We start from the raw sequence: 12,151 nt of genomic DNA on the forward strand, positions 1-12,151 counted from the left end.
AAAATTTTTCCATTTCGAACATTAACTCACAGTAAAACCCCATCATAACCCATCCCTTATGCAACCCAATTACAACACCGTAGACGACTACATCACCACCTTCCCCAAAGACATACAGCAGATTTTAAAAACACTTCGCGCAACCGTTTTAAAAAATGCTCCGGAGGCTGTGGAAAGTATTTCGTATGGGATGCCGGCATATAAAACCAACAAAAAGCCGTTGGTGTATTTCGCGGCTTTCAAAAACCATATCGGGTTTTACGCCACGCCTACCGGCCATTCCGAATTTGCAGCCGAACTTTCAAAATACAAACAGGGAAAAGGTTCCGTACAGTTTCCTTTTGATGCTGTGCCTTACGAATTGATCGAAAAAATAGTCCGGTTCCGGGTGGCGGAAAATGCATCGAAAAGTAAATCATAACCAAGGTACTTCGATTCTTCCCATGAAAAAATACAAACTCCATACGTTTAACACTACGCTCGAAATTATCGGCATCAACCCGTATGTGGCAGTACCCGAAGCCATTTTGCAATCGATTTTTGAGGATGCGGGAAAAGACAAAGGCCCCATTCCGATTAAAGGTACCGTAAACGACAACCCGTATTTGCAAACACTGGTAAAATATGCCGGACACTGGAGGCTTTACATTAATACCCTCATGCTCAAGGATTCCCCAAAACGCATCGGGGAAAGCCTCACGATTACAGTGGCTTTCGATCCTGAAGAGCGAAAAATCGATATGCATCCGGTACTGGCTAAAGCGCTTACAGAAAACCCTGACGCTGCTGCCATTTTTGAAACCCTGACACCTTCCCGGCAAAAAGAAATCATACGCTACATTGCCAACCTGAAAACCGAAGAAAAAGTAAAAGAAAACACAGCCAAAGCAATTAATTTCCTGCTTGGGAAAGATAAATTTGCCGGAAGAGCCAAACCTTAATGAGCTTCCGGCAGGAATTGCATTATTGTTAAATTACAACACGTGTACATCGTACCATTTTGCGGCAAGTTTGGCAATATCGGCACGCATTAAATCGTCCGGGGTCATGACGGGTTTGAACTCGCAAGCGGCTTCAAAATTTAAAAACCAAGGTTCGGAGATGGCGGGTATTTGAGCAACATCGGTTACCTCTGCTATCATTACGGCGCCTCGGTTGCCTTCAATTTCCGTGAAATAAATCGTCTCGGGCTTGATGTCGTCAATGATGCGACCTAAGATTTCACTTGCTTTCCCACTTCTTACCAAGGAGTTAAACGGCTCAATAGGCAGAATAACATTGACTAACATTTTCATGACTTACGACTTTAAAATTCAATCTTTAAAGTTACGAAATATCACGATTGGTTAAAGATTTAACTGATTAAAAATCAGTAATTTAAAAACGCTAAAAAAGTTTTCCTGTAGCCCTGATTCCTCCGGCAGTTCGCTTCGCTCGTGTGGAGCAAGTTACCTTGTAGCGCGGAAAGCAGGAATTGCGTTTAAAAAGGCCCGCAGTGGTGCTCCAAAAAATAACTACATTTACATTTCAAATTTTTCAGCATGTCTAAATTACCTAACGTAACCGCCAGTATTTTTTCCGTGATGTCGCAATTGGCCAACGAACACGGTGCTATTAATTTGTCTCAGGGCTTTCCGAATTTCCCGGTAGACGAGCGCTTACTGCAGCTTTCGGAACAACTGCAACGCGAAAATATTCACCAGTACACGCCTATGGCCGGTTTGCCGTCCTTACTGGAGAAAATCGCCAGACTGACTTTGGAACAGTATAAGCGAAAGGTAAACATTGCCACGGAAATGCTGATAACCGCCGGTGCCACACAAGGTATTTTCACGGCCATCAACACGTTTGTGGGCAAAGGAGATGAAGTGATTATTCTCGATCCGAGCTACGACAGTTACGAACCTTCGGTTTTGGTGGCGGGCGGAACTCCGGTACGGATTTCACTGAACGACGATTATTCGCCGAATTTCAATCGTATTGAAGCGGCGCTTTCCCCGAAAACCAGGATGATTGTCATCAACAATCCGCACAACCCGACCGGAAAAATCTGGAACCTTGCTGATTTTGAAGCCTTCGAAACTTTAATAGAAAAATATCCGAACGTACTGATTTTAAGCGACGAAGTATACGAGTACATTGCGTTTTTACATCCGCATATTTCATTTCATACAAGGCCAAAATTGGTTGACCGAACGATAATCGCTTCGTCATTTGGAAAATCCTTACACGTGACCGGATGGAAAGTGGGTTATCTGATTGCTCCGGAAAAATGGATGGCAGAAATGAAAAAAGTGCATCAGTTTCTGGTGTTCAGCGTGAACAGTTTTGCACAACATGCCATTTCGGCTTATCTGGACGTCGTGGATTTCGGAGCGATTTCAGAAATGTATTTGCAGAAGCGCGACCTGTTCCAAAGTTTACTAAAAAACAGCCGGTTCGAGTTGTTGCCTTGCGACGGAACGTATTTTCAAGTAGTAAATTATAAGAACATCAGCCATAAGAACGATGTGGTTTTTGCGAAGGAGCTGATTGTGAAACACGGTGTGGCGGCGATTCCGATTTCGGTGTTTTATAACGACAGTACCGACCGGCAAATGCTGCGGTTTTGTTTTGCGAAGACTGATGAGACGTTGCTGGCAGCTGCTGAAAAACTCAGCGTTATTTAACATTTTAAAAAAATCACAATTTGATCTTATTTTTTTAGTATCTTTAGTAAGAGCAAATTTTTATAACACATGTCGCAACACAATCTGTACATTGACAACAAACTTGTCATTTCAAGAGATTTCAAAGCCCCGAAAAATTTAGTGTACAAAGCCTTATCCGAAGCCGACCGGTTTGAACAATGGTGGGGTCCAAGCGGTTTTACCACCCATGTTTCGACATTCGATTTTCGTCCGGAAGGGATTTGCCATTACTGCCTTGAATCACCGGACGGTGCTACAATGTGGGGACGGTTTGTGTTTAAAGAGATTCTTCCCAACCGGAAAATTGAGTTCCTGAATTGTTTTTCCGATGAAAATGCCGGGGTGATTCGGGCGCCGTTCAGTGAAACCTGGCCGTTGGAAATGTTCAACATTATCACTTTAGAGGAAAACAACGGAACCACGGTGCTTACCTTTATCATAGCGCCGTATAACGCTTCGGATACGGAAATCAAAACCTTTGGCGAAAACCATGAAAACATGGAGTTGGGCTTTAAAGGAACGTTGGACCGTCTCGAGGATTATCTCCTCAAAAATTAACCTTTACTATGCAAGCATAGTATTTTTGTATATCTTTACGATTCTAAAAACCAAAAACTATGAATTTTTCAGCAAAAATGCTACGCGATAACGCCCTGGCAGACAAAGTAATTGTGGTGACCGGAGGCGGAAGCGGTCTTGGAAAAGCCATGACCAAGTACTTTCTCGAATTGGGTGCCAAAGTGGCCATCACTTCCAGAGATTTAGAAAAATTACAAAATACGGCTAAAGAATTGGAAGCCGAAACCGGCGGACAATGTCTGGCAATTCAGTGCGATGTACGCCATTACGATCAGGTGGAAGCCATGTTAGCCGAAACCTTAAAAACGTTTGGCAAAGTAGATGTTTTACTGAACAACGCGGCCGGAAACTTCATTTCACCTACCGAGCGTTTATCGGCAAATGCGTGGGATACGATTATTGACATCGTCTTAAAAGGTTCTAAAAACTGTACCCTTGCCTTCGGAAAACACTGGATTGCAGCAAAACAAACCAATTGCAACGTCTTAAATATCGTAACCACTTACGCCTGGACGGGTTCTGCCTTCGTAGTACCTTCCGCAACCGCCAAAGCCGGCGTTTTAGCCATGACAAGAAGTTTAGCGGTGGAATGGGCCAAATACGGTATCCGTATGAATGCGATTGCTCCGGGACCTTTCCCTACCAAAGGCGCTTGGGACCGATTGCTTCCGGGTGACTTAAAAGAGAAATTCGATTTAGCCAAAAAAGTACCTTTGAAACGTGTGGGTGACCATCAGGAATTGGCGAATTTAGCAGCGTATCTGGTTTCGGATTTTTCGGCTTACATCAACGGGGAAGTGATTACCATTGACGGTGGCGAATGGCTGCAAGGTGCCGGACAATTTAATTTACTGGAACAGGTTCCGAAGGAATTGTGGGATATGCTGGAAATGATGATTAAGGCGAAAGGGAATAAATAGTTCGCAGTTACAGTAAACAGACAAAAAATAAAAGTCAGCTTAGTAAATTAGGCTGATTTTTTTGTTTGAAAATATCACAAATAAAATATCCGTAAGGCATTTTGCCTAAATTATCAGCAGTACAAGGCTGTTATGGCAATTGAAAACTGCGACTGTAAACAGTGACTTCTTTCTTTGTGCGATTTGTTAACAAATAACATTTTCATAAACCATAATAAATTGTATTTTTACGCTTCAAAATTTGTAAAGACAAAATGGGTAAAATCATTGCTATAGCCAATCAGAAAGGTGGCGTTGGAAAAACTACGACTTCCGTTAATTTAGCGGCCGCTTTAGGTGTTTTAGAAAAAAAAGTTTTATTGATTGATGCTGATCCTCAGGCCAATGCGTCTTCCGGGTTAGGAATCGATGTAGAAGCTGTTGAAATCGGCACCTATCAGATTCTGGAACACAGCAATACACCCGACGAAGCAACCATTCAGTGTTCCGCGCCGAACGTTTCGGTGATTCCGGCACACATCGACCTGGTGGCTATCGAAATTGAACTGGTAGACAAAGAAAACCGCGAGTACATGCTGAAACAAGCCTTGGAAAGCATAAAAGACAAATACGACTACATCATCATCGACTGCGCCCCATCGTTAGGATTATTGACCTTGAACGCTTTAACCGCAGCCGATTCGGTAGTAATTCCGATTCAGTGCGAGTATTTCGCATTGGAAGGATTAGGAAAACTCCTGAACACCATCAAAAGTGTACAGAAAATCCACAATCCGGAACTGGACATCGAAGGTTTGTTGCTAACGATGTACGATTCGCGTTTGCGATTGTCGAATCAGGTGGTGGAAGAAGTGCAGAAGCATTTCAACAATATGGTTTTCGATACCATCATCCAGAGAAATATCAAGTTGAGCGAAGCTCCGAGTTTCGGGGAAAGCATCATCAATTACGACGCGACCAGCAAAGGCGCTTCAAATTATCTGAATCTGGCAGAAGAGATTATCAAGAAAAACAGCAAGTAATAGTGTATGACTAAAGTGGTAAAAAAACAGGCGTTAGGAAGAGGATTATCAGCATTATTAAAAGATCCGGAAAACGATATCAAATCGGTTGAAGATAAAAATGCAGACAAAGTAGTCGGCAATATTATCGAGCTGGAAATTGATGCGATTGAAATCAACCCGTTTCAGCCGAGAACCAATTTTAACGAGGAATCGTTACAGGAATTGGCGTCTTCCATTCGCGAATTAGGCGTAATTCAGCCAATTACCGTACGAAAAACCGATTTTAACAAATACCAGTTAATCTCCGGAGAACGCCGTTTGCGCGCTTCCAAATTGGTGGGATTAACCACGATTCCGGCATACATCCGCTTGGCCAACGATAACGACTCGTTAGTGATGGCTTTGGTGGAAAACATCCAACGTCATGACTTAGATCCCATCGAAATTGCTTTGTCCTACCAACGTTTGATTGACGAAATCCAGTTAACGCAAGAACAGATGAGCGAGCGCGTGGGCAAAAAACGCTCTACGATTGCCAACTATTTGCGTTTGTTAAAGTTAGACCCGATTATCCAGACCGGAATCCGCGACGGATTTATCACTATGGGCCACGGCCGTGCGATTATCAATGTGGAAGACCTTGACGTACAGACCGATATTTACCAGAAAATCGTAAGCCAGAATCTTTCCGTGCGCGAAACCGAGGCTTTGGTGAAATCGTACCAGGACAGTTTAAAACCGGCTCCTGCCAAGGCTCCGAAAGGAGCTTCTTTTGAAGTGAGTTCCGACAAGAAAAAAGCCATTACCGATTTCTTCGGTGCAAAAGTAGACGTAAAAGTAGCCGGAAACGGAAAAGGGAAAATTACAATTCCGTTCCATTCTGAAGAAGATTTCAACCGAATCATTAAACTAATTAACGGATAGTGCTAAGAATCCTTTTCATATTGTTTTTTACATTTTGCGGCAGCCAATCTATTTTTTCTCAGGAAGAACTGAAACTGACCGTACGGGATTCGGTAAAAAACGAAAAAAACAATGTTCTGGCACCTTCTAAAGCCGCGTTCTATTCTGCGGTTTTACCCGGTTTAGGACAGGCCTACAATAAGAAATACTGGAAAATTCCCATTGTCTATGCCGGATTGGGAACGGGAATCTATTTTTATGCCGACAACAACAAGAAATACCACCGTTTTCGCGACGAATACAAAAAACGCTTAAACGGTACAAGCGATTCCAACGATCCGTATTTCGGGAATCTGGACAACAGCCGAATAATCGACGGACAGAAATTCTACCAGAGAAACCGCGATTTATCGGTATTGGTTACCGCGGCAATTTACATTTTAAATATTGTTGATGCTAACGTAGATGCGCATTTAATGCAATTCAATGTCAATGAAAACCTTTCGCTGAAACCGGATTTGTACCAAAATGAAATGGATTACAAACACAATATCGGCTTAACACTGAATTACAATTTTTAAGCATGAAAATAGCACTTTTGGGATACGGAAAAATGGGCAAAGTAATCGAGCGCATTGCCTTGGAAAGAGGACATGAAATCGTGCTGAGAAAAGACCACGATTCGGACTACACCGGCTTGGAAAATGCCGATGTAGCTATTGATTTCAGTGTCCCAACGGCAGCGGTCAGTAACATTTCGACTTGTTTTGCTACTAATATTCCTGTAGTGAGCGGTACAACCGGATGGCTGGAACATTATGAAGAAATGGTTGCTCTGTGCAAAGAGAAAAACGGCGGTTTCATTTACGCTTCCAATTTCAGTTTAGGCGTAAACATTTTCTTTGAACTGAACAGTTATCTGGCCAAAATGATGGCCAATTTAGAACAATACACCGTTTCCATGGAGGAAATCCATCACACGCAAAAACTGGATGCGCCAAGCGGAACGGCTATTTCATTGGCTAACGGTATTATTGCCAATTCGGCCTACACCAACTGGACTTTGGAAGAGGCCAAAGCAAACGAAATTCACATTGAAGCCAAACGCATCGAAAACGTACCGGGAACGCACAGTGTTTTCTACGATTCGGAAGTCGATCAGATTGAAATCAAACACACTGCCCACAGTCGGGAAGGATTTGCCTTAGGCGCTGTGATTGCAGCAGAATGGCTTCAGGGTAAAAAAGGAACATTTACAATGAAAGACGTTTTGAATATCGGCAGTTCGGTTATGCGTTAATTCGCTTATTCGAATTGTCAAATTAAAAAAGTATCAGAGTATCAAATAAACAAATTACCAAATAAACACATTATGACACTAATTCAATGGTTTATCTTTTTCCTAATTATTCAGATAGTACATTATTTAGGAACGTGGAAATTATATGAAAAAGCGGGAAGAAAGTCATGGGAAGCCGCCATTCCGGTGTACAATGCCATTGTATTGATGAAAATCATCGACCGCCCGACCTGGTGGACGGTTTTGCTTTTCATTCCGATTGTCAATCTGATGATGTTCCCTGTAATTTGGGTGGAAACCTTACGCGCTTTTGGCAAAAAATCTACGACCGATACGATTTTAGGCGTGGTAACACTTGGTTTTTATCTCTACTATATCAATTATACGCAGGACGTTACCCACATTCCGAACAAAAATGCGATTCCTAAAGAAAATACAGTTAGTTCTTTACTTTTTGCTTTGGTGGTAGCGACATTGGTTCATACCTATTTCATGCAACCATACACCATTCCAACTTCGTCCCTGGAGAAATCGTTATTGGTTGGGGATTTCCTTTTCGTAAGCAAATTCCATTACGGTGCCAGAACACCAATGACAACAGTGGCCGCTCCGATGGTGCACGATACGATTCCGGTTTTAGGCACAAAATCCTATTCTAAATTCCCGCAATTGCCATATTTCCGTTTTCCGGGCATGCAGCAAATTGAGCGTAACGACATAGTTGTGTTTAACTGGCCGGCCGATACGGTTTACCAGTTTTTTGACCGCTCCGGAAGAAGAGCCGACAAGCCTATCGACAAAAAATCCAATTACGTAAAACGCTGTGTGGGGATTCCGGGGGATAACCTTTCCATCAAAGACGGCGTGGTGATGATTAACAATGTACCGTTACAGCTACACGACAGACAAAAACTGCAATACTTCTATACTGTAAAGTTAAAAAACGATTTTATGGTAGATATTCTTAATGAAAACAAACTCAACGAATATCAACCATTCTATACAATTCCAACTTCTATCTGGAATAAGCCTGAAATCAAAAATTATTTAACAAGCGGAATTAATTCTGCGAAATTAGAAGAGGTTTATAAAGATAGTACACTTACAACAGTGAGTGGTTATATAAACAATACTGATTATGAAAAACTAGGAATGGATGTTTCTAGAAGAATAGCCAATGTAAATTTGACTGAAGATTTAGCTCAGAAATTAAAGTCTGACTCACGAGTTGAAAGCATTGAATTACTTATTCATACTGACGAAGGAAAAAGAATCTTCCCGCACACCAAACCCTGGACGCAGGACAACATGGGTCCAATATACATCCCGGAAGCCGGAAAAACAGTGGAACTGAACAGCGAAACCCTGCCGTTCTACAAAAGAATCATTACCGATTACGAGCATAACGATTTGAAAGTGACCGGTAACGAAATCCGTATCAACGGACAAATCGCCACAAATTACACCTTCAAACAGAATTATTATTGGATGATGGGAGATAACCGCCATAACTCGGAAGATTCCCGTTACTGGGGTTTTGTACCGGCCGATCATATCGTCGGAAAACCGGTATTCATCTGGATGAGTTTAGATCAAAATATTCCGTGGAGCAAAGCGATTGATAAAATCCGTTGGGAGCGATTGTTTACTACCGTTGGGGGCGACGGGCAACCGGTTTCGTATTTCAAATATTTCTTATTAGCGCTTTTGGGTTGGTATGGATATAGTTTTTTCAAAAAAAGAAAAGCGAAAACAAGTTAATTTGACTATTTGTTAATTTGGTTATTTAAGGTCAGAGAATGTATGTTTTTTCATTTGAGAAATTAGAAGTCTGGATTGAAGCCAAGGAGTTTTCAAAAGCAATTTATCTGATAACCTCAAAATTTCCTGAAACTGAAAAATTTGGTTTAGTTGCGCAACTTCGCAGAGCATCCGTTTCTGTTTGCTCAAATATTGCAGAAGGTTCTGCCAGAAAAAGTTTTAAAGATAAAGCACATTTTTCAACCATGTCTTTTAGTTCTGCAGTTGAAATACTAAATCAGCTAATCATTTCCTACGAGTTAAAATTTATTACTAAAAAAGATATTCTGATTTACGAAAAAACCTGGAAAGCATCACCAACAAACTGAACGCATTGCGCAATTATCAAATCGAAAAATCATCGGAAGTAACCAAATAACCAAATCCACAAATTACCAAAATGAATATCCTCATACATCCCACTTATTTTCCTTCCATCAGTCATTTTGTAGCGATGGTAAAGGCCGATTCGATTACGTTTGAAACGGAAGACAACTTCCAGAAGCAGACCAATCGCAACCGGATGTATATTTATTCGCCCAACGGCATTCAAATGCTGAATATTCCCCTGAAACACAGTAAGGAAGCACATCAGAAATTTAAAGATGTCCGCATTGAAAACGCTTTCGACTGGCAGAAAAACCATTTCAAATCGTTGGAAGCGGCTTACCGAACCTCACCTTTTTTTGAGTATTTTGAAGATGACATCCGTCCGATTTTCGAAAAGAAACAGGAATTCATGATGGATTTGACTTTTCAGACCATGGAAATCGTAACGGATTGTTTGGGCATGGATTTTCAGTTTGAAAAAACAACAGAATACTTTCACGAAGTGGCCGACAAAACCGATTTTCGCCATTTGGCCAACGGTAAAAAAGACAACGCTCAGTTTGAACCATACACACAGGTTTTCGAAGAAAAACACGGATTTCTGAACAATCTGAGTATTCTGGATTTGCTTTTTAACGAAGGACGTTATGCCTTAGACTATCTGAAAAACCAGACGTTATAAATTACTCTTCGTCTTTCAGGCTGATGCGCGACAGTATCGGAAAATGATCGGAATTGACAAAATTGTCGAAATTTTTAAAACTTTTCACCTCAAAGCGTTTGTCCACTAAAATATAATCGATTCGCGCCGGATAGAATTCGTAATCGTACGTCTTTCCGAATCCTTCGCCAGCCTCTTCAAAGGTATCTTTCATATTGCCTTTGATGTTGCGGTAAACATACGAAAATGCGCTGTTGTTCATGTCTCCGCAGATAATCATCGGATAATGGCATTCTGCTTTGTGCGCTTTGATTAATTCCGATTGCACCTGTTGTTCGGCAAAAGCTTCACTTATACGGCGGAAAATTTTCTTCGATTTTGCTTCATCAATTTGCTCGTGAATGTCGGGACTGATTCTGGTCGACTGCATGTGAATACTGTACACCCGAATCGTATCGCGACGCATTTTAATATCCGCGAAAATCACGTTGTTGTTCGAATCGGGAAACTCGATTTCTCCCCGATGAATGATGGGAAATTTTGAAAAAATGGCCTGTCCCGTTCTGATGTTGTCACCCTGCATCAGAATGTATTTGTGCTTGTACGCTTCCAGTTTTACATCGGCCGAAGTGGAAAACTCCTGAATACACAAAATGTCCGGATCCTGAGAACCGATAAAATCAACGATATCTTCCGGAATGTTCTGTTTGCTCATCCACTCAAAAACGTTGAACAGCCGCACGTTGTAGCTCATTACGGTAAAATCGTCTTCTTCCTCAATCAAATCTTTTCCCGAGAATTTATAAAACTTGTTGAAAAAGGTAATCCCGATTAAAAAAACGACTGCCGACAAAAAAAACTGTCTTTTCATCTGAATCAGCCAATAACAAAGGAAAACAATATTCAGAATTAACATCAGCGGCAGCACGAGTGTGAGAACCGATAAAAACGGGAACATCTTGGGCGCCAGAAAGGGCAACAAATACGCTATGAACGTCAGGATCGCCAAAACGATATTGAAGAAAAACGCTATTTTATTTAACCAAGATAAATTCTTCACGGATTACCTGCTGTTGCTTTTATTTTCGGAAGACAGCTTACTGCTCCTTCCCTACTTTAAACAAAAATTCCTTCTCTTCTTTCGTCAGGCTGTCGTAGCCGGATTTACTGATTTTATCCAGAATTTCGTCAATTTGTTGTTGTGTAAAATCCTTTTGCGGTTTCGGTTGGTTTTTGGGCTGCTGCGTCACGTTTTTGTGAACCTTTTTAAACGGCGTAGCTTTTCGGGGGCGGAACAAAGTAACGAAATAATCGATAATTTTCGACACGGGTTTGCTCAAATCAGTACCGTTTTGCAATAATCGGATGTATAAAAACCCGAACAGCGCACCGCCCAAATGTGCCAAATGACCGCCGGTATTGCTTATCGGAACCTGAATCAGATCTAAAACCAATAAAACGAGTGCGATATGCCAAAGTTTTACGTTTCCAATCAGCAACAAACGGATTTCCGACAAGGGCGAATAGGTGGCCGAAGCGATCAAAACCGCCATGATTGCACCGGAAGCACCCACTAAAATCGTATTATTCTGGAAAAACAAATCCGTCAGGACAAAAACAACACCTGCAAAAATGCCGCCTAACAGATACAACCCGAAAAACTGTTTTTGGGTAAAATACGTTAAAAACAAACGGCTAGTGAAATTCAGCACTATCATGTTAAACAGCAAATGCCAAAAATCGGCGTGCAAAAAAGCATAGGTAATAAACGTCCAGGGCTTAACCGCAAACTCTGATGCAACAGAGGAAAGACTCAGCCAGCCTAACAAAAACTGAAACGCATCCGGAGCAAAAGACCGCAACACAAAAAAAGGCAGCGCAATCCCCACATTCCAGAAAATGAGTCGTTGTGTAATCCCGCCCGTGCGGTATTGCATTTTTAAATCGTCTATGACATTCATATC

At 41.6% G+C, this 12,151-nt stretch carries 15 protein-coding genes; 12 read left to right on the forward strand and 3 right to left on the reverse strand.

Annotation, left to right across the window (positions count from 1 at the left end):
* Window positions 1-58: 58 nt before the first annotated feature.
* On the forward strand, window positions 59-421 hold the full coding sequence (locus tag G498_RS0111130) for an iron chaperone (RefSeq protein ID WP_026981218.1): 363 nt from the start codon (window positions 59-61) through the stop codon (window positions 419-421).
* A complete protein-coding gene (locus G498_RS0111135; protein WP_240470445.1) occupies window positions 399-941 on the forward strand; it encodes a YdeI/OmpD-associated family protein in 543 nt (180 codons plus the stop codon). Before G498_RS0111130 ends, G498_RS0111135 begins: the two co-directional genes overlap by 23 nt.
* A 33-nt stretch (window positions 942-974) precedes the next feature.
* On the opposite strand, the gene G498_RS0111140 is transcribed toward G498_RS0111135, so the two are convergent.
* Window positions 975-1,295, reverse strand: coding sequence for a hypothetical protein (locus tag G498_RS0111140; RefSeq protein WP_026981220.1), 321 nt, complete (start codon window positions 1,293-1,295; stop codon window positions 975-977).
* A gap of 246 nt (window positions 1,296-1,541) precedes the next feature.
* Between G498_RS0111140 and G498_RS0111145 the strand changes: the two genes are divergently transcribed.
* From G498_RS0111145 to G498_RS0111190, 10 genes are all read left to right on the forward strand, one after another.
* Entirely contained in the window at window positions 1,542-2,669 is a 1,128-nt protein-coding gene (locus G498_RS0111145) for a methionine aminotransferase (RefSeq protein WP_026981221.1), read from the forward strand.
* Window positions 2,670-2,738: 69 nt separating this feature from the next.
* Complete coding sequence (locus G498_RS0111150; RefSeq protein WP_026981222.1) at window positions 2,739-3,248, forward strand: SRPBCC family protein; 510 nt, start codon at window positions 2,739-2,741, stop codon at window positions 3,246-3,248.
* Between the two features lie 59 nt (window positions 3,249-3,307).
* A complete protein-coding gene (locus G498_RS0111155; protein WP_026981223.1) occupies window positions 3,308-4,189 on the forward strand; it encodes an SDR family oxidoreductase in 882 nt (293 codons plus the stop codon).
* 254 nt (window positions 4,190-4,443) lie between these two features.
* A complete protein-coding gene (locus G498_RS0111160) occupies window positions 4,444-5,211 on the forward strand; it encodes a ParA family protein (protein ID WP_026981224.1) in 768 nt (255 codons plus the stop codon).
* Window positions 5,212-5,217: 6 nt separating this feature from the next.
* Window positions 5,218-6,117 (forward strand): ParB/RepB/Spo0J family partition protein, encoded by a 900-nt coding sequence (locus G498_RS0111165; protein ID WP_026981225.1) that lies wholly within the window; start codon window positions 5,218-5,220, stop codon window positions 6,115-6,117.
* 20 nt (window positions 6,118-6,137) lie between these two features.
* Window positions 6,138-6,677: a DUF5683 domain-containing protein gene (locus G498_RS0111170; protein WP_240470446.1), complete on the forward strand. Its 540-nt coding sequence runs from the start codon at window positions 6,138-6,140 to the stop codon at window positions 6,675-6,677.
* Between the two features lie 2 nt (window positions 6,678-6,679).
* Window positions 6,680-7,396 (forward strand): 4-hydroxy-tetrahydrodipicolinate reductase, encoded by a 717-nt coding sequence (gene dapB / locus G498_RS0111175; RefSeq protein WP_026981227.1) that lies wholly within the window; start codon window positions 6,680-6,682, stop codon window positions 7,394-7,396.
* Between the two features lie 72 nt (window positions 7,397-7,468).
* Window positions 7,469-9,157 (forward strand): signal peptidase I, encoded by a 1,689-nt coding sequence (gene lepB / locus G498_RS0111180; RefSeq protein WP_026981228.1) that lies wholly within the window; start codon window positions 7,469-7,471, stop codon window positions 9,155-9,157.
* A gap of 38 nt (window positions 9,158-9,195) precedes the next feature.
* Window positions 9,196-9,525 (forward strand): four helix bundle protein, encoded by a 330-nt coding sequence (locus G498_RS15065; RefSeq protein WP_316928684.1) that lies wholly within the window; start codon window positions 9,196-9,198, stop codon window positions 9,523-9,525.
* A 71-nt stretch (window positions 9,526-9,596) separates the two neighbouring features.
* Window positions 9,597-10,208 carry a WbqC family protein gene (locus tag G498_RS0111190; protein ID WP_026981229.1) on the forward strand — a complete coding sequence of 204 codons (612 nt, stop codon included), beginning with the start codon at window positions 9,597-9,599 and terminating at the stop codon, window positions 10,206-10,208.
* A gap of 1 nt (window position 10,209) precedes the next feature.
* On the opposite strand, the gene G498_RS0111195 is transcribed toward G498_RS0111190, so the two are convergent.
* Window positions 10,210-11,247 carry an endonuclease/exonuclease/phosphatase family protein gene (locus tag G498_RS0111195; RefSeq protein ID WP_026981230.1) on the reverse strand — a complete coding sequence of 346 codons (1,038 nt, stop codon included), beginning with the start codon at window positions 11,245-11,247 and terminating at the stop codon, window positions 10,210-10,212.
* Window positions 11,248-11,284: 37 nt separating this feature from the next.
* Window positions 11,285-12,148: a rhomboid family protein gene (locus tag G498_RS0111200; protein WP_026981231.1), complete on the reverse strand. Its 864-nt coding sequence runs from the start codon at window positions 12,146-12,148 to the stop codon at window positions 11,285-11,287.
* Window positions 12,149-12,151 lie beyond the last annotated feature (3 nt).

The organism is Flavobacterium suncheonense GH29-5 = DSM 17707 (assembly GCF_000430025.1).
GTDB lineage: Bacteria > Bacteroidota > Bacteroidia > Flavobacteriales > Flavobacteriaceae > Flavobacterium > Flavobacterium suncheonense.

Bases quoted from the DNA above. Each gene is read 5' to 3' on its own strand.
- G498_RS0111130 (WP_026981218.1), top strand. From the start codon at position 59: ATGCAACCCAATTACAACACCGTAGACGACTACATCACCACCTTCCCC.
- G498_RS0111135 (WP_240470445.1), top strand. From the start codon at position 399: ATGCATCGAAAAGTAAATCATAACCAAGGTACTTCGATTCTTCCCATG.
- G498_RS0111140 (WP_026981220.1), bottom strand. From the start codon at position 1,295: ATGAAAATGTTAGTCAATGTTATTCTGCCTATTGAGCCGTTTAACTCC.
- G498_RS0111145 (WP_026981221.1), top strand. From the start codon at position 1,542: ATGTCTAAATTACCTAACGTAACCGCCAGTATTTTTTCCGTGATGTCG.
- G498_RS0111150 (WP_026981222.1), top strand. From the start codon at position 2,739: ATGTCGCAACACAATCTGTACATTGACAACAAACTTGTCATTTCAAGA.
- G498_RS0111155 (WP_026981223.1), top strand. From the start codon at position 3,308: ATGAATTTTTCAGCAAAAATGCTACGCGATAACGCCCTGGCAGACAAA.
- G498_RS0111160 (WP_026981224.1), top strand. From the start codon at position 4,444: ATGGGTAAAATCATTGCTATAGCCAATCAGAAAGGTGGCGTTGGAAAA.
- G498_RS0111165 (WP_026981225.1), top strand. From the start codon at position 5,218: ATGACTAAAGTGGTAAAAAAACAGGCGTTAGGAAGAGGATTATCAGCA.
- dapB (WP_026981227.1), top strand. From the start codon at position 6,680: ATGAAAATAGCACTTTTGGGATACGGAAAAATGGGCAAAGTAATCGAG.
- lepB (WP_026981228.1), top strand. From the start codon at position 7,469: ATGACACTAATTCAATGGTTTATCTTTTTCCTAATTATTCAGATAGTA.
- G498_RS15065 (WP_316928684.1), top strand. From the start codon at position 9,196: ATGTATGTTTTTTCATTTGAGAAATTAGAAGTCTGGATTGAAGCCAAG.
- G498_RS0111190 (WP_026981229.1), top strand. From the start codon at position 9,597: ATGAATATCCTCATACATCCCACTTATTTTCCTTCCATCAGTCATTTT.
- G498_RS0111200 (WP_026981231.1), bottom strand. From the start codon at position 12,148: ATGAATGTCATAGACGATTTAAAAATGCAATACCGCACGGGCGGGATT.